The organism is Microbacterium sp. HJ5 (assembly GCF_054824025.1).
The window spans coordinates 50,234-71,539 of the sequence record NZ_JSYE01000007.1 but is presented as its reverse complement, the minus strand read 5'-3'; the positions used below and the strand labels follow the sequence as shown (position 1 = coordinate 71,539).

Below are 21,306 nucleotides of genomic sequence, written 5' to 3'. Positions count from 1 at the left end.
GCTCAGACTCCCACGAGCGCGGCCGGGATGCGGGTGCGAGCGACCGGGTTGTCGAGACGGCCCGCGTACATGAGCGACGCGGACTGGTCGGTCAGATCGACCATCTGCAGCGTGTTGCGCAGCTGCAGCCGGTTGAGGCACGAGTGCGCGAACGTGTCGGCGCGCAGGTCGACGAGCGAGTCGAGGGACGGATGCTGCGCCCGGTGGTCGTCGATCGTCTCGGCGACGAGCCGCCAGAAGTCCGCTTCGCTGAGCGTGCGGTCGGTGTGCAGGATGCCGGCGAGGTGGCGGAGCAGCCCGTCGAACACGTCGGTGAAGATCGCGAGCGCCTTCTCCTGGTCGTCGACCGGCGACACGATCCGCCGGACCTCCTCCGGCACGGCGCGATCGGCGAGCAGCGCCACCTCCTCGCCGATGTCCTTCATGAAGACGCCCGTCGGCACGTGGCCGTCGAGGATGAGGATGAGGTTCTCGCCGTGCGGCATGAACGCGAGGTCGTGGGCGAGCAGGCAGTGCACGAGCGGCCGCAGGTAGGCCCGGAGGTACGCGCGCACCCAGTCGCCCGCGTCGATTCCGGATGCCCGGATCAGCGCCGTCGCGTAGGAGGCGCCGCTGTCGTCCCGGTGCAGCAGCGAGGCCATCGTCGCGAGCCGCTCGTCGCTGCCGAGAAGCGGCAGCGGGCTCTCGCGCCACAGGGCGGCCAGCATCTTGCGATGCGCCGACGGCTGGGTGGTGCGGTGGTACGCGTCGCCCGTGTAGCCGATCGACGCGCGCTCGCGGAGCACGCGGAACCCGGCGTCGCGAAGGGTGGCGTCGCCCGCCACGAGCTCGGCGACCCAGTCGTTGATCGCCGGCGTCACCCGCATGTACGCGGGGGAGAGGCCGCGGAGGAACCCCATGTTCTGCACTGCGAGCGCCGTCTTGACGTAGTGCCGTTCGGGATGCGAGACGTTGAACATGGTGCGCACCGATTGCTGCGCGCGATACTCCGAGACGCTCTCGCCGGTCAGCACGAGGTCGCGCCGGGCGAGGTCGGGCGCGAAGGTGATCGCGACGCGGTTCTCCCACTGCCAGGGGTGGACGGGCAGCAGATGGAAGTCGGCAGGGTCCTCGTCGAGCGCCTCCAGCCGCTCACCGAACCGCGCCTGCTCCTCGGGGTCGAGCTCCGTGCGCAGGAGCGACGCCTCGTCGAGCCCGGCGCCGAGCGCGAGGTGCGACTGCGACCGGCGGGCGGCGACCCACACGAGCCGGAACGGCCGGGCGGCCTCGGGCGCGAACGCCGCGTAGTCCGAGACGCCGAAGCCGATGCGGCCGTTGTTGGCGACGAAGCCGGGGTGGCCCTCGGTCATGGCCGCCTCGATCTCCTGGAAGTCCGCGCCGACCAGCGCCTCGGCGCCGGCGGCGGGGTGGGCGAGCTTGAAGGCCGCCGCGGCGAGCGTCGATGCCACCTCTTCGAGGTACACCGGCAGCAGCGCGTCCGACAGGCCGAGCTGCGGCTGCAGCTCGATGATGAGCTGCTGCGCGTCGAGCGGTGCCGGCGCACCGTCGATGCGGCGCTCGAGGCTCGGCTCGTCGATGATCCAGTGCTCGAGCTCCGTCCGCTCGGCGCTGAACGTGTACTCGACGCGGGCGCCGACGCCGCCGTCCGGCACGTCGTCGGCGCCGCCGGGCACATCATCGCCGTCCGGCACGGCGACGAGCCACAGGTCTCCGGCGGGCACGGGCGACAGCATCCGCTCATGGGTGAACTCGGCGAGAGCCTTCGCGACGAGATGGCGCTGCGCTCGCTCGAGGGTGTCGGGGGTCAAGTGGGCGGCGGACGCGATCATGCGCGGGCTCCTCGGATGGCAGAGGTGAAGGGTGCGAGCACGCCGAGCTCGGAGAGGGCGAAGTCGTCGCGCGTGCAGACGGACAGGGCGGCTGTCTTCGCGTGGCCGCCGTCGACGACCTGCACCTCGCGGACCTCGGTGAACCCGGCGCGGACGTTCTTGCGCCGGATGGCCGCGTTGCGCACGTCGGGTTCGACGATCACCCGGGCCGCGTCGAGGCCGTCGAAGCACCACCGCATCACCGCGGCGAACACCGCGTCGGTGAGGCCGTGCCGCGGCCTCCCGGCCGGAGGCGAGATCAGCACGTGCATGCCCAGATCGCCGGACGCGCGGTCGTGGATGCCGGGGAGCAGCACGTGCGCCGGATCGTAGGTCTCGGCGTAGAAGGCCGGGGCGCTGTCGACGAGGCCGAGCCAGCCGTCCTGGTGCGGATGGGTCACCACCCCGGCGAGGTACGCGGTGACCGCCTCCGCGTCGAGCGACGCCATGCCCCAGAACGCACCGTGCGGGTCGGCCAGCCAGCGCTGGATCGTCGCGCCGTCGCGGCCGGGGTCGGCGGGGACGAGGTCGACGTCGAAGCCGTGCACCAGGCTCATCGCACGGCCTCCGCCGGGGCGAGGGCCTCGTCGGGCACGCCGAAGTGCTGGAAGGCGATCCGCCGCTCGATCGGGTAGACCTCGCGGCCGACGATCGACGCCAGGATCGACGAGTTGCGCCACGCCCCGAAGCCGAGGTCGGGCGCGGTCAGGCCGTGGGTGTGCTCCTCGCCGTTCTGCACGAACACCCGCCCGCGGCCTCCGTCGACGCTGTAGTCGCGAGCGACCGCGAGGCGTCCGAGTGCGTCCCAATCGAGGCGGTCGGCGATCGCCGACAGGAAGGGCGGCGTCTCCGCCGCATACCCGGTCGCGAGCACGAGCGATGCCGTCTCGCGCTCGTATGCGCGGTCGAGCTGTCCGTGCCGCAGTCGCAGGCGGTAGCGCTCGCCGTCCCACTCGGCGGCGGTCACCTCGGTGTCGGTCAGCAGCGTCGTCGGCACCGGGCCGGACGCGCTCAGCCGGTAGAGCGTGTCGTAGATGTCGTCGATGAGCTCGCCCGAGATGCCCTTGTAGAGACTCCGCTGCTCGCGTCCGAGATGATGACGGATGCCGAGCGGCAGGCCGTGGAAGAGGTCGGTGTACTCGGGCGAGGTCATCTCGAGCGTGAGCTTGGTGTACTCCATCGGGAAGAACCGGGGCGACCGCGTGACCCAGTCGAGGCGGTACCCGCCGTCGCCGATGCCGTCGAGCAGGTCGCGGTAGATCTCGGCCGCGGACTGCCCGCTGCCGACGATCGTGATCGAGTCCGACGCGCGCAGCGCGTCGCGCGACGGCACATAGTCGGAGCTGTGGATGACCGGCCCCGACAGCCCGCGCAGGGCCGACGGCACGAGGGGGCGCGTGCCGACGCCGACCACGAGGTGACGGGCGCGCACCTCGCGCTCCTCGCCGGTGTCGGTGCGCATGGCGCGCACGAGGTAGACGTCATCGGCGGGGTCATGCTCGACCGCGACGACCTCGTGGTTCCAGTGCAGACTCGTGAGGCGCTCGGCCGCCCAGCGGCAGTATGCGTCGTACTCGGCGCGCAGCGCGTAGACGTTCTCGCGGATGTAGAACGGGTACAGCCGGCCGGTCGATTTCAGCCAGTTCAGGAACGAGAACTCCGACGTCGGGTCGGCCATGGTGACGAGATCGGCGAGGAACGGCACCTGGATCGTCGCACCGTCGATCATCATGCCGTGGTGCCACCGGAAGCCCTCGGCGCGGTCGAGGAACACGGCGTCGACACCGAGCGGCTCCGCGAGGCACGCGAGACCCAGGTTGAAGGGGCCGATCCCGACGCCGACCACGTCGTGCACGTGGCCGGTCATGCCGAGGCCTCCGCTCCGGCGAAGGCGGCGTCGCCCAGGTCGGACTCCAGGTCGCCCGACATGCCGGCCAGTGCCGCCGCAGCATCCTTCACCATCGCCAGGATCGCCCGCACGTCGTCGATCGTCGTCTCGGGGTTGAGCAGCGTGAGCTTGAGGCAGGGTCGCCCGTCGATCACCGTCTTCGCCACGAGGGCACGGCCCGACTCGAAGAGGACCCGGCGCACGCCCGCGACGAGCCCGTCCTGCGTGGCGGCGTCGGTGCCCGCAGGGCACACGCGGAAGAGGACGGTGCTCAGCTGTGTGCGCCCCACGAGCTCGAGCTCGGGATCGGAGGCGACCTCGTCGTGCGTCTCGGCCGCGAGGTCGATCACGGCGTCGAACAGCTCGCCGACGCGGTCGGCGCCGAGCGCCCGCAGCGTGACCCAGAGCTTGAGGGCGTCGAAGCGGCGCGTGGTCTGCAGCGAGGCGTCGACCTGGTTCGGCTCGGCGTTCTCGAGCGGGTTGAGGTAATCCGCGTACCACGCGCCGGCGGCGAGGTCGATGGGCTCGCGCACGAGAACGGCGCTCGACGACACCGGCTGGAAGAAGCTCTTGTGGAAGTCCACCGTCACCGAGCGCGCGCGCTGGATGCCGTCGAGCAGGTGCCGGCGGCTCGGCGAGACGAGGAGCCCGCAGCCGTAGGCCGCATCCACGTGCAGCCACACCCCGTCGTCGTCGCAGGCGTCGGCGATGCCGGCGAGGGGGTCGATCACGCCGCGGTCGGTGGTGCCGGCCGTCGCGACGACCGCCATCGGCAGGCGTCCCACCGCGCGGGTGGCTGCGATCGCGCCACGCAGGGCGACGGGGTCCATGCGCCCGTCGCCGTCGTCGTCCACCGCGATGACGGCGTCGTCGGCGAGTCCGAGCAGCAGGGCCGACTTGCCCACGCTGAAGTGGCTCGATGCGGTCGCGAAGATCACGAGGCGGGGGAGGATGTCGCGCCGCGGCGCCTCGTGAACGCCGAGCGCAGCCTCGCGGGCGAGGAAGAGCGCGTGCAGGTTCGACTGCGTGCCGCCCGAGGTGAAGACGCCGTCGCCGTGGGTGAACCCGGCGCGCGCCGTGATCCACGACAGGAGCCGACGCTCCATGAGGGTGCCGACGGTGGACTGGTCGTACGTGTCGACCGAGGTGTTCACGGCGGCCAGTACCGCTTCGGCGGCGACCGCCGGAACGGCCACCGGGCAGTTCAGGTGCGCGGCATAGGCGGGGTGATGGAACCACACCGCGTGCTCGAGGAAGAGCTCGTCGATCTCGTCGATGGCAGCCGATGTGCCCACTCCGGCGCCGTCGAGGCCGACCGCGTCGACGGAGCGCTGCAATTCGGCACGGGATGCCCCGGAGAAGGGCTGATCGGCGGCGGCCACCCGGCGGGCGACGATCGTCGACGTGCGGGCGAGCTCGGAGCGGTACAGTCCGGCGGTGGAACGCGTGAGCAGGTCGCGCAAGGTGGAACCTTTCGTTAGGTTTGGCTTACCTAACTAAACGGGTTCGCGAGCGGTTGTCAATCCGGACGAAACAGTCCGGCGGCGGGAGGGTGAATGAGGGGCGGGTGTCGGCGGCGAGCTCCCGCCCTAGACGCGCGCGCTGTCGGCGGCTCCGGTGCGAACGTCACGCGAGCCCGTCCAGATGCGGGCCGACGAGCGCGACGAGCGAGGCGTGCACGGCGCGGTCGGCCGCGATGATCAGCCCGGGGCCGGTGTGGAGCGGGTCGCCGCGCAGGTCGGTGACGACGCAGCCCGCAGCCTCGCACAGGGCGACGCCCGCCGCGTAGTGCAGGTTGTCCCGGAAGGACCCGTCCGACACGTAGCCCGCGCGGCGGCCGTCCGCGACCCACGCGACAGCGAGCGTCGACGAGATCACCCGCGGCCCGAACCTCGCGCGGAAGCGCGGATCGGCCACGAGCTGCCCGCCGACGAAGGGCCGGTCTGCGGGCCCGTCGGCGTTCACATCGACGAGCCCGGACACGGCGCGCGGGATGAGGCGCTCGTCCGCGCCCTCGCGCCGCCGGAACGCGCCGGAGCCGTCGGTCCACGAGAGCTCCCCGGCGACGGGGTCCGCCACCGCTGCGGCGGTCACCCGGCCGTCGAGCGTGAGCGCGACGTTCACGGCGACCAGGGGCGTCGTGGCGGCGAAGTTCAGGGTGCCGCACAGCGGATCGACGAGCCAGCGCCGGGACGCGGCATCCGTCGACGGCGATTCGCCGAGCTCCTCGCCGCGCACGGCGTCACTGGCGCGATGGGTGCGCAGCACGTCGAGGATCACCCGCTCGGCCTCGACGTCGGTCTCGGTCGCGAAGTCCAGTCCCCTCTTCGCGTGCCGCACGTGCTCGCGACCGTAGCCGCGGCGCACCACCTCGGCCCCGGCGAGGGCGGCGGCGATGGCGACCTCGGCGTCCGTCAGCGTCACGGCGCCAGCCTACGGGAGAGGGCTCTCCCGCACCGGCGCACAGAATCGGAGGATGTCCACGACTCGCCGCGGTCGGGGGCGCCGCGCACGGAGTGTCGGCGTGAATCTCCGATTCTGTGCATGCCGCGCCCATGACAGAAGGCCGGGCCGCACCCCGTGAAGGGTCCGGCCCGGCCTGGCGCGGCATCCGCTCAGCTGATCTTGCGGCGGTAGATCGCCATCGCCCAGAAGTACGCGACGACGAGGATGCCGACGCACCACGCGAGGGCCACCCACAGCTCGTCGCCCACGGGCTGCCCGGCGAAGATCGCGCGGATCGACTCGATGATCGGCGTGACCGGCTGGTTCTCGGCGAACCAGGCGACCGGCGCGGGCATCGTGTCGGTGGGCACGAAGGCCGAGCTGAGGAACGGCAGGAAGATGAGCGGGTACGAGAACGCGCTCGCTCCGTCCACCGTCTTGGCCGACAGGCCCGCGACGACCGCCAGCCACGTCAGCGCCAGGGTGAAGAGCACCAGGATGCCGAGCACGGCCAGCCATCCGAGCACGCCCGCGCCGGTGCGGAAGCCGAGCGCGAACCCGACCCCGATCACGATGACCAGCGAGATGACGTTGGCCACGAGCGACGTGAGCACGTGCGCCCACAGGGCGCTCGACCGCGCGATCGGCATCGACTGGAACCGCTCGAAGATGCCGCCCTGCATGTCCATGAAGAGCCGGTACGCCGTGTAGGCGATGCCGGACGCGATCGTGATCAGCAGGATGCCCGGGAGCATGTAGTCGATGTACGAGTACGACCCGGTGTCGATCGCTCCGCCGAACACGAACACGAAGAGGATCATGATGGCCACCGGGGTGACCGCGGTCGTGATGATCGTGTCGGGGCTGCGGAGGATGTGGCGCAGCGACCGCCCGGTGAGGACGGCGGTGTCGCCGAGGAAATGCGTGTTCATCGTGGCTCCTTCGGGGTATCGGCCGGCGCGGGCGCGGGGGCGTCGTCGCCGATGATCGCGAGGAAGACCTCCTCGAGGGTGGGCTGCTTCTCGACGTACTCGACCGTCGCCGGGGGCAGCAGTCGCTTGAGCTCGTCGAGCGTGCCGTTCGCGATGATGCGCCCCTGGTGCAGGATCGCGATGCGATCGGCCAGCTGCTCGGCCTCGTCGAGGTACTGCGTGGTGAGCAGCACGGTCGTGCCGTTCGCGGCGAGCTCCTTCACGGCATCCCACACCTCGATGCGCGCCTGCGGGTCGAGACCCGTCGTGGGCTCGTCGAGGAACACGATCGGCGGATCGCCGATGAGGCTCATCGCGATGTCGAGACGCCGGCGCATGCCGCCCGAGTACGTGCCCGCGCGGCGCCCTCCGGCGTCGGTGAGCGAGAACCGGGAGAGCAGCGCGTCGGCGACGCCGCCCGGGTCGGGCACGTGCCGGAGCTTCGCCACGAGCACGAGGTTCTCGCGCCCGGTGAGGATCTCGTCGACGGCCGCGAACTGCCCCGTGAGGCTGATCGCGTCGCGGACCTGTGCGGCGTCGGCGGCGACATCGTGACCGTGGACGGATGCCGCGCCCCCGTCGCTCTTGAGGAGCGTCGAGAGGATGCGGATCACCGTCGTCTTGCCGGCGCCGTTCGAGCCGAGCAGCGCGAAGATGCTTCCGCGCTCCACGTCGAAGTCGACGCCCTTGAGCACGCCGAGGTCGCGGAAGGACTTCTCGAGCCCCCGGACCTCGATGGCTGCGGTCGTCATCACTGCTCCTCCTTCTTCGCGTCGTCGATCGCCTTGGTGAGGCGAGCGCGCTCCTTGTCGATCCACTGAGTGCCTCCGTACGCCTGGGCGAACGTCTCGGCGAACTCGACCGGGTCGTCGCCGACGATGTCGCCGACGGGAGTGCCGTCGATCGAGGCGCGCTCCCACAGGTCGGCGAGGTCGGTGAACATCTGCGTCAGGGTGTCGCCGTCGGTGATGCCGCCGTAGTACATGAGGTAGCGGTGCATCGCCTTCGCCGCCGTGGCGTACGGCTCGGGGAGCCCGTCGATGCGGGCCTTGTCCTGCTTGTACTGCTTCTTCTGCTCGAGCGAGCCGGTGAGGGCTTCGATCCACTTCGCGGCCATGGTCACTGGTCTCCTTCGGTCTGGACTGCCTGGTCCGGGTGTGTCGTGCGGCGGAGCTGTTCGATCCGGTCTGCGAGGAAGCTCCACGTCCTCCAGAACTCTTCGAGCTGTTCGCGGCCCTGCGCGTTCAGCGTGTACACCTTGCGGGGCGGGCCCTTCTCGGACGGCACCTTCTCGACGTCCACCAGGCCCTTCTGCTCGACGCGGACGAGGAGCGCATACACCGTCCCCTCCACGAGGTCCGAGAAGCCCTCGTCCCGAAGTCGCGCCGTGATCTCGTAGCCGTAGGCCGGCTGACCGGCCAGGGTCGCGAGAACGATGCCCTCGAGGGTGCCCTTGAGCATCTCGGTCATCTGGTTGCCCATGTCCGGCACCTTCCATCTACTCTGTGTTGCTGACTACTAGTAGACGGTAACACTAAGTACCGGTAGTTAGCAACACTGAATACCGACGAATCCCGAGGATCGTCGGAGAGCGGAGAGCGGTGAGCGGATGCCGCGGCCCAGCGCCGCCGAGGCGGCTCAGACCTTCGTCGGCCCGACCGCGCCGGTAGCGACCGACTCCGGGATCTCGCCGGGGCGGAAGCGCGGCAGGCGGCTGGCCGGCACGATGGCGACGGCGCTCACCCCGGCGAGGATGAGGAGCCCGAGCTTGAGGGCGCTCAGTCGCGCCTCCTCGTTCAGGGCGACCGCGGCGGCGATCTGCGCGTCGGTCGCGTCGGTCTGCTCCTGCAGCACGCCCTCGAGGCGGTCGTTGCTCACGAAGTTGACGCTGTCGAGGTCGATCTGCGACACGAGTTCGGGGGAGAGCTCGGGGTGCTCGGCGAGAGCCGACACGACGTTCACGCTGAGGATCCCGACCAGCAGCGCGCCGGCGACCGCCGTGCCGACCGCCGACGCGAGGTTCTGGGTCGTACCGCGCACCGACCCGACGTCGCCCGCGAGCGTCTTGGGCGACGCGGTGACGAGCACGTTGAACACCAGTGTGACCAGGGCGCCCTGGCCGACGCCGAACACGAAGAGGCCGAGGATCGTCGGCAGCGTCTCCCAGTTGTTCGACACGACGAATGCGAGCCAGACGAGCGCCACGGTGGTGAGGCTGAACGAGAACATGCCGATCGCGCGCGGGGTGAAACGGCGGTAGAAGCGCACGACGACCATCGCTGCGAAGAACACCGTCAGGTTGAAGGGCAGCATCGCGAGCGACGTGTCGAACGGCGTGCGGCCTTGCACGATCTGGATGTACAGCGGGATCGTGAAGTTGAGCGCCGCCTCCATCGCGACGACGATGAACATCGCATAGACGGCCGCACGCTCGCGGGACGAGCCGAACACCGAGAGGCTCACGAGGGGCACCTTGCCGGCCTTGGTGCGGCGGCGCGTCCACAGGAAGAACAGCTGCACGAGCACCAGCCCGACGACGATCAGCACCGGGGCGGGGGAGAGGCCGAGGATGTCGAACGGCGCCGCCTCGCGGGCGGCGATGATGCCCCAATTGTTGAGGTTGTTGACTCCGAGCGTCAGCGCGACGATGCCGAGGCCGATCAGCACGGCGGCGACGAGATCGATCTTGACGGCGCGGTTGCCGGGCACGCCGCGCAGCCGGAAGCTCAGCGCGAAGACGGCGATCGCGAGCACGAGGACGACGACGAACACCTGGCGCCAGCCGACGAGCGTCGCGAGCGTCCCGCCGATGAGGAACGCGCTCACCCCGGCCAGGGCGCGGGCCGAGCCCAGCGAGCCGATCGCCGTCTCCTGCTGACGGCCGTGATAGTTCTCGGCGATGAGCGCGACGAGCGACGGCACGATGATCGCCGCCGAGGCTCCGGCCAGCGCCTGGGCGAGGATCACGAAGCCCACGGTCGGCGCGAAGATCATGAGCACGGCGGATGCCGCGAACACGGCGACCACGACGCGGAAGACGATCACCCACCCGACCCGCTGGCCGATCTTCGCGCCGACCATCACGAGCGCCGCGACGACGAGGCCGTACGTGACGATGGCCGTGCTCACGTCGGTGGGCGGGACGCCGAACGTCTCGACCATGCCGCCGAGCGACACCGGCAGCGCCGAGACGTTGTACGACATGAGGATCTGGGCGAGGAAGAGCCCGATGAGCGGGACCCACGAGGCGCGGGAGGCCGCCGCCCTGGTGGTCGGTGCGGTGGTCATGAGCGTCCCCTGCCGGTCGAACGTCTGCGAATCCCTCCCGCCCGGGCGCGCGACGACGCCGACACCCGGACATCGCCAGCGTAGGGCGACAGCGGTGCGACGGAAAGCGGCGCTCCGGCGCGTCAGGCCTCCGGCAGGCGAGGTGTGAGCGGCGGCGCGACGCGGCGCTCGCCCGTGGCCTCGAACGCGGCGGCGAGCCCGAGGAGCGCCGAGTCCGAGTACGCCCGGCCGCAGAAGGTCAGGCCCACCGGCATCCGGATGTCGTCCATCACGCCCATCGGCACCGTCACCGACGGGATGCCCAGGTGACGCATCGGGAGGTTGCCGTTGGCGATCCAGACGCCGTTGCGCCAGCCGAGGTCGGCCGAGTCGGGGTTCACGTCCATGTCGGCCGGGCCGACGTCGGCGACCGCCGGGAAGACGACGGCGTCGAGCCGCAGGCCGTCCATCCATGCCTCGAGGTCTTCGCGGCGCGTGCGCTCGAGGCCGTGGAGTCCCGCCTCGAGCTCGGGGATGTCGGTCATGGCGCCCACCGGGTGCTCGCGCACGTGCGCGGGGTACTCGGCGATGTCGTCGTCGAAGCCGGTGTACCGGTCGGTGAGGGCACCCTCGGGGTGCGGGAAGATCGTCGCGCCGTCGACCTGCGTCAGCGACGAGAGCGCGGGGTCGCCGTTCGCGTCTAGGAAGTCGTCCCACGCCCACGCCGACAGATCGACGATCTCGCGGTGCAGGAAGGCGGGGGAGACGTAGCCGCGCGTGAGGATCGTCGATGAGCCGGGGCGGTCGCCCTCGTAGTTCGACACGACGGGGAAGTCGACCTCCACGACGGTCGCGCCCGCGGCCTCGAGGTCGCGGCGCGCCGCTTCCCACAGCGCGATCACCGATGCGCGCGTCTCGACCGCCTGGCCGGTCGGCCCGCCGATTCCGGGAGAGTCGCCGGTGCCGGCCTCGGGGTCGGCGTTGATGTACATGCGGGGCACGCCGAATCGGCGTCCGGCGAGTGTGCTGCGGGGGTCGGCGGCGCTGCGTCCGAGGTCGGCGTACGAGTCCGGGCGCACCTCCGAGGCTGCGGGCAGCTCGACCCACGGCTGCACGCGCCAGAAGTCGCCCCGCGTCTCCGGATCGTCGGCGACGACGACGTCGAGCACCTCGAGCAGATCGGCCATCGTGCGGGTGTGCGGCACCACGACGTCCATCGTGGGCACGAGGGGCCAGTTGCCGCGCACCGAGATCACCCCCCGAGACGGGGTGTAGGCGCACAGTCCGTTGTTCGACGCGGGACCGCGACCGCTCGACCACGTCTCCTCGCCGAGCCCGAACGCGGCGAAGCTCGCAGCCGTCGCGGTGCCGGAGCCGTTGGACGAGCCGGACGCGAACGGAGCCGTCAGGTACTCGGCGTTGTACGGGCTCTCGGCGCGGCCGTAGACGCCGCGCTGCATGCCGCCGTTGGCCATGGGCGGCATGTTGGTGAGACCGAGGCAGATCGCGCCGGCGCCGCGCAGGCGCTCGATGGTGAACGCGTCGCGCTGTGCGACGAGGTCGGCGAACGCGGGACTTCCCGCGGCGGCGGTGAGCCCGCGCACGAGGTAGCTGTCCTTGGCCGTGTACGGGATTCCGTCGAGCGGGCCGAGCGTCTCGCCCGCTGCGCGGCGGGAGTCGGATGCCTCAGCCTCGGCCAGCGCGTCGGGATTGCGCACCACCACGGCGTTGAGCGCGGTGGCGGTGTCCGGCCCGTCGTAGGCGTCGATGCGCGCGAGGTAGGCGCGCACGAGCTCGACGCTCGTGGTCTGCCCGCTCTCGAGAGCTGCGCGCAGGTCGGCGATGCTCGCCTCTACGACGTCGATCATCGCGACATCTCCACGCGGGGCTGCTGCTGGGTGATGCAGTGGATGCCGCCGCCGCGCGCGAACATCGGGCGCGCGTCGACGCTCACGACCGTGCGTCCGGGGTAGGCGTCGGACAGGATGCTGCGGGCCGCGGCATCCGCTTCGTCCTCGCCGAAGCCGCACGCGATCACGCCGTCGTTGACCACCAGATGGTTGATGTAGCTCCAGTCCACGTAGCCCTCGTGGTCGCGGAGCGTCGCGGGGGCGGGCACGTCGACGATCTCGAACGAGCGGCCGGCGGCGTCGGTCTCGCCCTCGAGCAGCGAGCGCAGCTCCCGGCTCACGGCGTGGTCGGGATGGCCGGGGTCGGCCTGGTGGTGCAGGAGGATGCGCCCCGGCGACGGGATGGTCGCCACGATGTCGACGTGGCCGTTCGTGCCGAAGTCGTCGTAGTCGCGCGTGAGTCCTCGGGGCAGCCAGATGGCGCGCGTGGCGCCGATCGTGCGGGCGAGCTCGGCCTCGACGCGCGCGCGGTCGGCGTACGGGTTGCGGCGCGGATCGAGCTGCACCGTCTCTGTGAGCAGCACCGTGCCCTCGCCGTCGACGTGGATGCCGCCGCCCTCGTTCACGAGCATCGAGCTGACGAGCTCGGCGCCGACCAGCTCGGTGACGAACCGGCCGATCTCGGCTGACTTGTCCCAGTCGGCCCAGTCCGGCGCGCCCCACCCGTTGAAGATCCAGTCGACGGCGCCGAGGACGCCCGGCCGCTCGTCGTCGACGACGAAGGTGGGCCCGAAGTCCCGCATCCAGAACTCGTCGAGGGGAGCTTCGACGATCTCGACGTCGGAGGACAGCATCCGGCGTGCGCGCTCGAGCTCCGGCGGGTCGACGACCATCGTCACGGGCTCGAACTCGGCGATGGCGTGCGCTGTCGCGGTCCACGCGGCGTAGCACTCCTCCTGCTCGCCGGGGCTGTCGCCCAGTGTCTGCCCGGGGCGGGGGAACGCCATCCACGTGCGTTCGTGGGGTGCGGTCTCCGAGGGCATCCGCCAGACCATGATCCGTCCTCTCGCTCTTGTTGATCACTTGATCAATTCGGCTTCACGGTACAGAATCGACGGTGATGCCGTCAACACCCGCCCGCAGATCGGCCGTCGAGCGCGTCGCGCAGATCGCCGGCGCCGCCCGGTCGATCGCGCTGGAAGCGGGGCTCGACGCCGTCACGCTGCGCGCGGTGGCGACCGAGGTCGGCGTCGCGCCGGCGCTCGTCGCCCATTACGTCCCGAGCATGGACGAGCTCGTCGCCGACACGTTCGCCGCGGTGGTGGGCGATGAGCTCGTGGACCTCGCCGCTCTGGTGGATCGATCGGCCACGCCCGTGCACGCGCTCGCCGCCGTGCTCGCGAGCCTGCTCGACGACGGGGGATCGACGGTGACCCTCATCTGGGTGCAGAGCTGGTCGCTCGGTCGCCGCAACGACGCCCTCGCCCGGCGCGTGCGCGAGCAGATGGACGCGTGGCGGCGATTCCTCGCCGACCTCATCGAGCGCGGCCGCGACGCCGGTGACTTCCGCTGCGACGACGCCGAGGTGGTGGCGTCGCAGACCCTCGGCATGGTCGACGGACTGAACGCCCACTCGCTCGTGTCGTGGCAGGATGCTCCGGAGCGCGTGCGCCTGCTGCTGCGCTCGGTCGAGGCGATGCTCGACCTCGCTCCGGGTGTGCTGATCGCCGCGCGGTCCGATACGGCGAACGCTTCAGGAGGCGGAGAATGACACGGGTCCTCGTCATCGTGGACATCCAGCGCGACTACTTCCCCGGGGGCGCCTACCCGCTGGTCGGAGCGGATGCCGCGGCCGAACGCGCCGCGGTGCTGCTGGCCGATCAGCGCACGACCGGCGGCACCGTGATCCACGTCCGCCACGAGAGCCACGACCCCGGCGCGGGCATGCTCGTGCCCGGCACTCCCGGCGGTGAGATCGACGCCCGCGTCGCGCCGGCGGCGGGCGAGACCGTCGTGGCCAAGACCTCTGCCAACTCCTTCCTCGAGACGCCCCTGCACGAACTGCTGACCGGGGCCGGTGCATCCGAGGTCGTCGTCATCGGCATGCAGAGCAGCATGTGCGTCGACGCGACCGTGCGCGCTGCCTCCGATCTCGGCTTCGACGTGACCGTCGCGGCGGACGCGTGCGCGGCGCCCGACCTCGAGTTCCGCGGAACGCGCATCGGCGGTGCCGACGTGCATGCGGCCTTCATGGCGGCGCTCGCCGCGGCGTACGCGCGCGTCGTGACGGTGGACGAGCTCGTCGCCTGACGGGCCACCCGGGGAGGCGCCCCGGATAGACGGCGCCCCGAGGGCTGTCAAGCCCGTCGCGCCCGATGCGTCTCGTCCCTCAGGCTCGTCAGCACGCCGCCCGCAGCCGCGGGGCGGCCGTGGACACCGACGAGAGCGAGAAGAGCATGGTGCGCTTCGGTTACACCCTCATGACCGAGCAGAGCGGACCGCGAGAGCTGGTGCGCTATGCGCAGGCGGCGGAGGACGCCGGGTTCGACTTCGAGGTGTCGAGCGACCACTACTCGCCGTGGCTCATGAGCCAGGGACACTCGCCGTACGCGTGGACGGTCCTCGGGGCGGTGGCGCAGGTCACCTCCCGCGTGGAGCTCATGACCTACGTCACGTGCCCGACGATGCGGTACCACCCGGCGGTGGTGGCGCAGAAGGCCGCCACCATGCAGGTGCTGTCGGAGGGCCGGTTCCTGCTGGGCCTCGGTTCGGGTGAGAGCCTCAACGAGCACGTCGTCGGCGAGGGATGGCCGGGCGTCGACACGCGCCAGTCCATGCTCGAAGAGGCCGTCGAGATCATCCGCGAGCTGCACTCCGGCGAGCTGGTCACCTACGACGGCGAGTACTTCCGCGTCGACTCGGCGCGCGTGTGGGACGCCCCCGACGACGGCGTGCCGATCGGCATCGCGGTGTCGGGCGGCGACTCGATCGAGCGCTTCGCGCCCGTCGGGGATCACATGATCGCGGTCAACCCCGATCAGGAGCTGGTTGCGGGGTGGGATGCCGCGCACCCCGGCCCGTCGCGCAAGATCGGCCAGGTGCCGATCTCATGGGATCCCGACCTGCAGACCGCTGTCGAGCGCGCGCACGACCAGTTCCGCTGGTTCGGCGGCGGATGGCAGGTGAACGCTGATCTGCCGACTCCGGCCGGGTTCGCCGCGGCCAGTCAGTTCGTGCGCACCGACGACGTCGCCGAGGCCATCGCGTGCGGTCCCGACCTCGACGAGCTGGCCGAGAGCGTGCGGCCGTTCCTCGACGCCGGCTTCACCGACGTCGCGATCGTGCAGATCGGCGACGAGCAGCAGGAGCGCTTCCTCAGCGAGGTCGCCGAGCCCCTGCTGGAGCGCCTGCGGGCGCTTGACTGAGCCGCGGTCCGCGGAGCGCGGGAAAGAGGGCTGCGGATGGTGATCGTGTCGGTGGTCATCCCGGCGAAGGACGACGCGGAGCTGCTCGCGAGGTGCCTGCGCAGGATCACGGCGCAGACCCGGGTGCCCGACGAGGTGGTCGTCGTCGACAACGGGTCCCACGACGGCACCGCGCGGGTGGCGGCAGCGGCGGGTGCGCGCGTCGTCCGCTGCGAGGAACCGGGAATCCCGGCCGCGGCGGCCACGGGGTACGACAGCGCGACGGGCGATATCGTGCTCCGCCTCGACGCCGATTGCGTCCCGTCGGAGCGGTGGGTCGAGTACATGGTCGCCGCGTTCGAGGCCTCGCCTCACGTCGGCGCCGTCACCGGCGGAGCGACCTTCGTCGACGGCCCCGGGCCGTTGCGCGTGCCGCTGGCGGCGCTGTACCTCGGCGCGTACGTCGCGGCGACGTCGCCGGCGCTCGGCCACGTGCCCCTGTTCGGGTCGAATCTCGGGCTGCGGCGGAGCGCGTGGGACGACGTGCGTACGAGCGTGCACCGGCACGACGCGAATCTCCACGATGACCTCGACCTCGCCTTCCATATGGGGGAGCGACACGTGATCCGCTACCGGCGTGGGCTCGCGATGGGCATGTCGATGCGCCCGTTCACCGATCCGTCGTCGTTCGGGACCAGGATGGCCCGCGGGTGGCGCTCGGTCGTCGTCCACTGGCCGCGGGACTTCCCGCCACTGCGCTGGGTGCGGCTGGCGCGGCGCCGCCGGGCGGAGCGGCCGACAAGCAGGGTGCCGGGCTCACCCGCCCCTCACGGGTAGCCGGGACGCCGCCCGGCGTCAAGCCCCCGGACGCCCGCGGCCCGTCTTGAGAGTCTCGTACCGATCGCCGCGCCCGCCCGCGGAGCTCGCGCCCGCCGACGAGGAGAACCCATGACGATCGCCGACCTCGACCCGAGCACGCTTCACGCCTTCGCACCACGAGGACCCCTCAGCGCGACCACGCTCGCCGTCCTGATGAACGACGACGTCGCCCATCGCCGAGACGCGATGGTCGGGGCCAGCCGCGATGCCGTGCTCGCGAGCGACGACCCCGCGACGGATGAGGACATCCAGTTCACTCTCTTCCTGCTGTACGCGTGCTCGTACGGATCCCTCGAGTGGATCGACCCCGAATGGGAGTGGCATCCCGCGCTCATCGAGGCACGCGGCATCCTCGAGTCCGCGTTCGAGGCGTCTCTGCGCCGCAGCGTCGACGTCCCTGACGTGCCTGAACCTCGCTCCGCCGCCATCGCGCAGGCGCTGTTCGATCTGACCGCGCCATCGCCGGGACCGTCGCTGTCGCGGTTCCTCGCCAAAGAGGCGACCCTCGAGCAGGCGCGGGAGTTCCTCATCCAGCGCAGCATCTACACGCTTCGCGAAGCCGACCCGCACTCGTGGGCCATCCCGCGGCTCACCGGGCGCGCGAAGGCGGCCCTCGTCGAGATCCAGTCCGACGAGTACGGCGGCGGGAACCCCGACCGCGTGCACGCCGAGATCTTCGCGCGCACGATGCGCGGGGCCGGACTCGACGCGACGTACGGCGCGTACGTCGACGTCGTGCCCGCGGTGACTCTCGCGTCGCTGAACGCGATGTCGATGTTCGGGCTCAACCGCCGGCTCCTCGGGGCGATCGTCGGCCACCTGGCCGCCTTCGAGATGACCTCGTCGCTGCCCAACCGCTCGTACGGCGACGCCTTCCGGCGCCTGGGCTTCGGGCCGGACGTGACGGACTACTTCGACGAGCACGTCGAGGCGGATGCCGTGCATGAGCAGATCGCCGCTCGCGACCTCGCCGGATCCCTCGGTGAGGAGCGGCCCGAGCTGCTGCCCGACATCATGTTCGGCGCGGCGGCGTGCCTCGCCGTCGACGACCGCAGCGCCGACCACATGCGCGCGGCCTTCGAGGCGGGGCGCTCGTCACTGAGACCCGGAAATGCCTGAGCGCGCGGCCGTCGAGTACATCCTGCCGCTCCGGCGTCACGATCGCGCAGGCGAAGCCGGGCTGGTGCGGTATCTCGGCCGGCTCATCGAGCGGGTCGACGTCACCGTCGTGGACGGTTCGTCGGCGGCGCTGTTCGACGCGCTGGCGGCGCGGCTGCCCGAAGGCGTGCGTCACGTCGCTCCGATCGCTCCAGGCCTCAACGGCAAGGCGCGCGGCGCGCTGACGGGCATCCGTCTGGCCCGCCACGACTGCGTCATCGTCGCCGACGACGACGTGCGCTACGGCGACCGTTCGCTCGCATCCGCGGTCGCGCTTCTGGCGGAGGCCGACTTCGTGCGGCTGCAGAACGTCTACACTGCGCAGCCCTGGTTCGTCCGCTGGGACACCGCCCGCGTCCTCGTCGGCCGGGCCTTCGGCGGCGATTTCGGCGGAACCGTCGCCCTGCGCCGCTCGGCGCTCGAGCGCGCCGGGGGCTACAGCACCGACGTCCTCTTCGAGAACCTCGAACTCGAGCGCACCGTCCGCTTCGCCGGTGGCCGGGTGCTCGTCGCCCGTGACGTGCTCGTTCCGCGCATCCCTCCGACACTCGCGCACTTCGCGCGGCAGCGGGTGCGCCAGGCGTACGACGACTTCGCGCAGCCCGGCCGGCTGGTCGTCGAGCTGTCGCTCCTCCCCGTCCTCGTCGCCGCGCTGCTGGCGCGTGCGCGGGGAGTGATCGTCCTGATCGCACTCGCCGCCGTCGCCCTGGCCGAGACCGGCCGGCGCGCCGGCGCCACGCGCAGCGCCCTCTCGGCGTCCGCCGCGCTGTGGGCGCCCGCATGGGCGGCGGAGCGCGCCATCGCGGTGTGGGTCGCCGTGGTCCACCGCCTGCGAGGCGGCGTGCCGTATGCCGGAAGCCGCATCTTCTCGGCGGCCACTCCCGCGGGGCTGCTGCGCTCGCGCCTCTCACCGGAAGGAGTCGCATGACCCACCGCATCCCGAGCGTCACCGTGTGCCCGAACGGACCCCTGCTCGTGCGCGGCGACGTCGAGATCGTCGGCGACGACGGCGACCCGCTGCGCAACCCGCGGCGCACCGTCGCCCTCTGCCGGTGCGGCGCCTCGGCGATCAAGCCGTGGTGCGACGGCACCCACAAGCTGACGAGGTTCTCGACCGAGCCGCCGCCCGAAGGCGCGTGACTGAGCGGATGCCGCCGGCCGCGGCATCCGCTCGATCACTCGCCCTCGACCGCGGTCGCGTGGTGAGGCGCGCCCACCGGCTTGGACTCGCTCGAACCGCGCTGGCGCAGGAAGATCGACAGCGCGATCATCGCGCCGACGGCCAGGAACTCGGACTGCCAGTTCTGCAGTGTGCGGTTCCAGAAGTCGGGCGAACCGACGTATTCCACCCAGGTGATGAGCGGCTCGCCGTGCTGGGCGTTCTCCTCGTTGATCACGACGAGCCCCGCGAGGGACTGCGCGAGCCACGACAGCACGAAGACCGTGCCCATCACGATCAGGAGCGAGTTCGAGAAGATCGTCTGGCGGATGCCGCGCGCCCGCGCCCATGACGGCGAGTCCGGCCGTGCGTGGTCGCCGACCAGCTGCTCCTCGTCGCTGCCGACGCCCTCGTCGCCGGGCTTCTTCGACTCGGGGGAGCCGCGCTGAACGAGCCAGATCGTCGCGGCGATGAAGAGGAAGAACTGCAGGAACTCGGATTGCCAGTTCTCGGCGACGTCGACGACGAAGTCGGACGACGTGAGGAAGGCGACGAAGTCCTCAGCCGGCTGCCCGTGCTGCGCCAGCTTGTCGTTGTTCTCGAGCCACCCGGCGACGGACTGCCCGCACAGGGCGACGACGAACAGGGCGCCGAACAGCAGACTCAGGGCGTTGTCTCGCACAGGTCGCACGGCGTCACCTCCCGCTCAAGGGGATCGCGATCATGTACGCGAGCCCGACCGCCAGCACGGCGATCCAGGTCCAGAAGACGGCGGCCTCACCGCGGCGCGCGCCCTCCTCTTCGGGTGTGAAGTCCATGTCGCTCTCCTCCCGCGGGGTGCGGAACGCCCTGAGGTGATCCGACCGCCGAACCCGACGCCGCGGAACGGCCTTGACAATGTCGCCGGAGGGGATTCCCGCGACCTGTCCCTCGGCGCATGGCGCGTCAAGCCCCTTCTGATGGGCGTCCGACGTTCATACCGTCGAAGCGATGGAGAGGAACGACGCGATGACCGACACCAAGACCGACCCCCGTGACAAGCACCCCGAAGGAGGCTTCCCCGACCAGGAGCAGGAGCAGCCCGGACTGACCGACGAGACCCGTCCCGAGCCGGACCATGGTGAGGACTCGTACGTCGGCGCCGGTCGACTCGAGGGACGCAGAGCGCTCATCACAGGCGGGGACTCCGGCATCGGCCGCGCGGTGGCGATCGCCTTCGCGCGGGAGGGCGCCGATGTGGCGATCGTCCACATGCCTGAAGAGCAGGAGGACGCCGACTCGACGGTGGCGCTGGTGACGGATGCCGGGCGCACCGGCGTCGCGTTCGCGGGCGATGTGCGCGACGAGGGCTTCGCAACGTCCGTCGTCGACGACACCGTCGAAGCGCTGGGTGGTCTGGACATCGTGGTGCTCAACGCCGCGTACCAGAAGGACCGCGAGAGCCTCGAGACCCTCGAGACCGACGAGTTCGACCGCGTCTTCAAGACGAACCTCTACGGGATGCTGTGGAGCGCGCGCGCCGCCGTGCCTCACCTCGCCCCAGGAAGCTCGCTCATCGTCACCTCGTCGGTGCAGGCGTTCAATCCATCGCCCGGACTCATCGACTACGCCATGACGAAGGCCGCGCAGGTCGCCTTCGTGAAGGCGCTCGCCGAGCAGCTCGGCGAGAAGGGCATCCGCGTGAACGCCGTGGCGCCGGGCCCGATCTGGACGCCGCTCATCCCGGCGACGGGCTGGGATGCCGAGCGCATCGCCACGTTCGGCACCGACACACCGCTCGGTCGCCCGGGCCAGCCGGCCGAGTTGGCAGGCGCGTACGTCTACCTCGCGTCGGAGGCGGCGTCGTATGTCTCGGGCGCCGTGCTGCCGGTCACCGGAGGCAAGCCGCTGTGATCGCCCGCGCCCGGTCCGGACCGGCTCGGCGCATCGCGCCGGGCCGGTCCGGGGCGGTGCGCACGGCCCTCGCCGCGATCGTCGTCGGCTGCGCCGCGGTGCTGGTGGGCTGCGGGCTCCAGATTCCCACCGACCCCGACGGTTCGCTCGACCGCATCACCGGCGGCGAGCTGAGGGTGGGGGCGTCGCCGAGCGGCGAGCTCGTCGTCGTGGACGGCGGCGACGTCGACGGCCCGCTCGCCGACCTGGTCGAGGGGTTCGCGCAGGAGCGCGGCGCGACGGTCGAATGGACCGTCGACAGCGAGGAGGATCTCGTCGACGATCTCGAGAAGGGCGAGCTCGACCTGGCGATCGGCGGCATGACGGCCGCGACGCCGTGGTCGGCTCGCGTGTCGGTCACGCGGGGCTACCCGGGCATCGCCGAGTCCCGCGGCGCCGACGTCGCGGTGCTCCTTCCCCTCGGCGAGAACGCGCTCCAGTCGGCCCTCGAGGCCTACCTCGACCGGGAGGTGTCGCCGTGAGGT

General features: G+C 71.3%; 23 protein-coding genes. 9 read left to right on the top strand and 14 right to left on the bottom strand.

The genetic code is table 11. The features are described 5' to 3' along the window. Positions 1-2 precede the first annotated feature (2 nt). The 12 genes from OB08_RS03295 to OB08_RS03240 all read right to left on the bottom strand — a co-directional run bounded on the left by OB08_RS03295 (position 3) and on the right by OB08_RS03240 (position 13,344). Positions 3-1,829, bottom strand: a complete 1,827-nt coding sequence (locus OB08_RS03295; RefSeq protein WP_461472072.1) for an IucA/IucC family protein — start codon at positions 1,827-1,829, stop codon at positions 3-5. Then, positions 1,826-2,425, bottom strand: a complete 600-nt coding sequence (locus OB08_RS03290) for a GNAT family N-acetyltransferase (protein WP_461472070.1) — start codon at positions 2,423-2,425, stop codon at positions 1,826-1,828. The genes OB08_RS03295 and OB08_RS03290 overlap by 4 nt, the downstream gene beginning before the upstream one ends. After that, positions 2,422-3,735, bottom strand: coding sequence for a lysine N(6)-hydroxylase/L-ornithine N(5)-oxygenase family protein (locus OB08_RS03285; protein WP_461472068.1), 1,314 nt, complete (start codon positions 3,733-3,735; stop codon positions 2,422-2,424). Before OB08_RS03285 ends, OB08_RS03290 begins: the two co-directional genes overlap by 4 nt. Beyond that, the gene (locus OB08_RS03280; protein WP_461472067.1) at positions 3,732-5,219 is read right to left on the bottom strand and encodes a pyridoxal phosphate-dependent decarboxylase family protein; all 1,488 of its coding nucleotides are present in this window, start codon (positions 5,217-5,219) and stop codon (positions 3,732-3,734) included. The genes OB08_RS03285 and OB08_RS03280 overlap by 4 nt, the downstream gene beginning before the upstream one ends. Before the next feature lie 163 nt (positions 5,220-5,382). Next, a complete protein-coding gene (locus OB08_RS03275; RefSeq protein ID WP_461472065.1) occupies positions 5,383-6,180 on the bottom strand; it encodes an inositol monophosphatase family protein in 798 nt (265 codons plus the stop codon). 191 nt (positions 6,181-6,371) lie between these two features. Beyond that, a complete protein-coding gene (locus OB08_RS03270) occupies positions 6,372-7,133 on the bottom strand; it encodes an ABC transporter permease (RefSeq protein WP_461472063.1) in 762 nt (253 codons plus the stop codon). Then, entirely contained in the window at positions 7,130-7,924 is a 795-nt protein-coding gene (locus OB08_RS03265; protein ID WP_461472061.1) for an ABC transporter ATP-binding protein, read from the bottom strand. Before OB08_RS03265 ends, OB08_RS03270 begins: the two co-directional genes overlap by 4 nt. Next, positions 7,924-8,289 carry a DUF1048 domain-containing protein gene (locus OB08_RS03260; protein ID WP_461472059.1) on the bottom strand — a complete coding sequence of 122 codons (366 nt, stop codon included), beginning with the start codon at positions 8,287-8,289 and terminating at the stop codon, positions 7,924-7,926. Before OB08_RS03260 ends, OB08_RS03265 begins: the two co-directional genes overlap by 1 nt. A 2-nt stretch (positions 8,290-8,291) precedes the next feature. Then, positions 8,292-8,654: a PadR family transcriptional regulator gene (locus tag OB08_RS03255; RefSeq protein ID WP_461472057.1), complete on the bottom strand. Its 363-nt coding sequence runs from the start codon at positions 8,652-8,654 to the stop codon at positions 8,292-8,294. Between the two features lie 156 nt (positions 8,655-8,810). After that, a complete protein-coding gene (locus tag OB08_RS03250) occupies positions 8,811-10,460 on the bottom strand; it encodes an MFS transporter (RefSeq protein WP_461472055.1) in 1,650 nt (549 codons plus the stop codon). A 122-nt stretch (positions 10,461-10,582) separates the two neighbouring features. Next, positions 10,583-12,307, bottom strand: coding sequence for an amidase (locus OB08_RS03245; protein ID WP_461472053.1), 1,725 nt, complete (start codon positions 12,305-12,307; stop codon positions 10,583-10,585). After that, positions 12,304-13,344, bottom strand: a complete 1,041-nt coding sequence (locus OB08_RS03240; protein ID WP_461472051.1) for an agmatine deiminase family protein — start codon at positions 13,342-13,344, stop codon at positions 12,304-12,306. The genes OB08_RS03245 and OB08_RS03240 overlap by 4 nt, the downstream gene beginning before the upstream one ends. 65 nt (positions 13,345-13,409) lie before the next feature. Here OB08_RS03240 and OB08_RS03235 point away from each other — a divergent pair, with 65 nt between their 5' ends. The 7 genes from OB08_RS03235 (at position 13,410) to OB08_RS03205 (ending at position 18,870) form a co-directional block, all read left to right on the top strand. Beyond that, positions 13,410-14,060, top strand: a complete 651-nt coding sequence (locus OB08_RS03235) for a TetR/AcrR family transcriptional regulator (protein WP_461472049.1) — start codon at positions 13,410-13,412, stop codon at positions 14,058-14,060. Next, complete coding sequence (locus tag OB08_RS03230) at positions 14,057-14,599, top strand: cysteine hydrolase family protein (protein WP_461472047.1); 543 nt, start codon at positions 14,057-14,059, stop codon at positions 14,597-14,599. The genes OB08_RS03235 and OB08_RS03230 overlap by 4 nt, the downstream gene beginning before the upstream one ends. Before the next feature lie 146 nt (positions 14,600-14,745). Continuing rightward, positions 14,746-15,714 carry an LLM class F420-dependent oxidoreductase gene (locus OB08_RS03225; protein WP_461472090.1) on the top strand — a complete coding sequence of 323 codons (969 nt, stop codon included), beginning with the start codon at positions 14,746-14,748 and terminating at the stop codon, positions 15,712-15,714. A gap of 36 nt (positions 15,715-15,750) precedes the next feature. Beyond that, positions 15,751-16,530 (top strand): glycosyltransferase family A protein, encoded by a 780-nt coding sequence (locus tag OB08_RS03220; protein ID WP_461472045.1) that lies wholly within the window; start codon positions 15,751-15,753, stop codon positions 16,528-16,530. A gap of 111 nt (positions 16,531-16,641) precedes the next feature. Further along, positions 16,642-17,691 carry an iron-containing redox enzyme family protein gene (locus tag OB08_RS03215; RefSeq protein WP_461472043.1) on the top strand — a complete coding sequence of 350 codons (1,050 nt, stop codon included), beginning with the start codon at positions 16,642-16,644 and terminating at the stop codon, positions 17,689-17,691. Next, positions 17,684-18,658: a glycosyltransferase family 2 protein gene (locus tag OB08_RS03210; protein ID WP_461472041.1), complete on the top strand. Its 975-nt coding sequence runs from the start codon at positions 17,684-17,686 to the stop codon at positions 18,656-18,658. The genes OB08_RS03215 and OB08_RS03210 overlap by 8 nt, the downstream gene beginning before the upstream one ends. Further along, on the top strand, positions 18,655-18,870 hold the full coding sequence (locus OB08_RS03205) for a CDGSH iron-sulfur domain-containing protein (protein ID WP_461472039.1): 216 nt from the start codon (positions 18,655-18,657) through the stop codon (positions 18,868-18,870). Before OB08_RS03210 ends, OB08_RS03205 begins: the two co-directional genes overlap by 4 nt. A 35-nt stretch (positions 18,871-18,905) precedes the next feature. On the opposite strand, the gene OB08_RS03200 is transcribed toward OB08_RS03205, so the two are convergent. Together OB08_RS03200 and OB08_RS03195 are read right to left on the bottom strand one after the other, a co-directional pair. After that, the gene (locus OB08_RS03200; protein ID WP_461472037.1) at positions 18,906-19,580 is read right to left on the bottom strand and encodes a DUF6766 family protein; all 675 of its coding nucleotides are present in this window, start codon (positions 19,578-19,580) and stop codon (positions 18,906-18,908) included. A gap of 4 nt (positions 19,581-19,584) precedes the next feature. Beyond that, positions 19,585-19,707 carry a hypothetical protein gene (locus OB08_RS03195; protein ID WP_461472035.1) on the bottom strand — a complete coding sequence of 41 codons (123 nt, stop codon included), beginning with the start codon at positions 19,705-19,707 and terminating at the stop codon, positions 19,585-19,587. 172 nt (positions 19,708-19,879) lie between these two features. Here OB08_RS03195 and OB08_RS03190 point away from each other — a divergent pair, with 172 nt between their 5' ends. Continuing rightward, entirely contained in the window at positions 19,880-20,782 is a 903-nt protein-coding gene (locus OB08_RS03190; RefSeq protein WP_461472033.1) for an SDR family oxidoreductase, read from the top strand. Continuing rightward, positions 20,779-21,303 (top strand): hypothetical protein, encoded by a 525-nt coding sequence (locus tag OB08_RS03185; protein WP_461472031.1) that lies wholly within the window; start codon positions 20,779-20,781, stop codon positions 21,301-21,303. The genes OB08_RS03190 and OB08_RS03185 overlap by 4 nt, the downstream gene beginning before the upstream one ends. Positions 21,304-21,306 lie beyond the last annotated feature (3 nt).

Coding starts and splice junctions, on each gene's coding strand:
- OB08_RS03295 (WP_461472072.1), bottom strand. CDS start 1,829: ATGATCGCGTCCGCCGCCCACTTGACCCCCGACACCCTCGAGCGAGCG.
- OB08_RS03290 (WP_461472070.1), bottom strand. CDS start 2,425: ATGAGCCTGGTGCACGGCTTCGACGTCGACCTCGTCCCCGCCGACCCC.
- OB08_RS03285 (WP_461472068.1), bottom strand. CDS start 3,735: ATGACCGGCCACGTGCACGACGTGGTCGGCGTCGGGATCGGCCCCTTC.
- OB08_RS03270 (WP_461472063.1), bottom strand. CDS start 7,133: ATGAACACGCATTTCCTCGGCGACACCGCCGTCCTCACCGGGCGGTCG.
- OB08_RS03265 (WP_461472061.1), bottom strand. CDS start 7,924: ATGACGACCGCAGCCATCGAGGTCCGGGGGCTCGAGAAGTCCTTCCGC.
- OB08_RS03260 (WP_461472059.1), bottom strand. CDS start 8,289: ATGGCCGCGAAGTGGATCGAAGCCCTCACCGGCTCGCTCGAGCAGAAG.
- OB08_RS03255 (WP_461472057.1), bottom strand. CDS start 8,654: ATGGGCAACCAGATGACCGAGATGCTCAAGGGCACCCTCGAGGGCATC.
- OB08_RS03250 (WP_461472055.1), bottom strand. CDS start 10,460: ATGACCACCGCACCGACCACCAGGGCGGCGGCCTCCCGCGCCTCGTGG.
- OB08_RS03245 (WP_461472053.1), bottom strand. CDS start 12,307: ATGATCGACGTCGTAGAGGCGAGCATCGCCGACCTGCGCGCAGCTCTC.
- OB08_RS03240 (WP_461472051.1), bottom strand. CDS start 13,344: ATGGTCTGGCGGATGCCCTCGGAGACCGCACCCCACGAACGCACGTGG.
- OB08_RS03235 (WP_461472049.1), top strand. CDS start 13,410: ATGCCGTCAACACCCGCCCGCAGATCGGCCGTCGAGCGCGTCGCGCAG.
- OB08_RS03230 (WP_461472047.1), top strand. CDS start 14,057: ATGACACGGGTCCTCGTCATCGTGGACATCCAGCGCGACTACTTCCCC.
- OB08_RS03225 (WP_461472090.1), top strand. CDS start 14,746: ATGGTGCGCTTCGGTTACACCCTCATGACCGAGCAGAGCGGACCGCGA.
- OB08_RS03220 (WP_461472045.1), top strand. CDS start 15,751: ATGGTGATCGTGTCGGTGGTCATCCCGGCGAAGGACGACGCGGAGCTG.
- OB08_RS03215 (WP_461472043.1), top strand. CDS start 16,642: ATGACGATCGCCGACCTCGACCCGAGCACGCTTCACGCCTTCGCACCA.
- OB08_RS03210 (WP_461472041.1), top strand. CDS start 17,684: ATGCCTGAGCGCGCGGCCGTCGAGTACATCCTGCCGCTCCGGCGTCAC.
- OB08_RS03205 (WP_461472039.1), top strand. CDS start 18,655: ATGACCCACCGCATCCCGAGCGTCACCGTGTGCCCGAACGGACCCCTG.
- OB08_RS03195 (WP_461472035.1), bottom strand. CDS start 19,707: ATGGACTTCACACCCGAAGAGGAGGGCGCGCGCCGCGGTGAGGCCGCC.
- OB08_RS03190 (WP_461472033.1), top strand. CDS start 19,880: ATGGAGAGGAACGACGCGATGACCGACACCAAGACCGACCCCCGTGAC.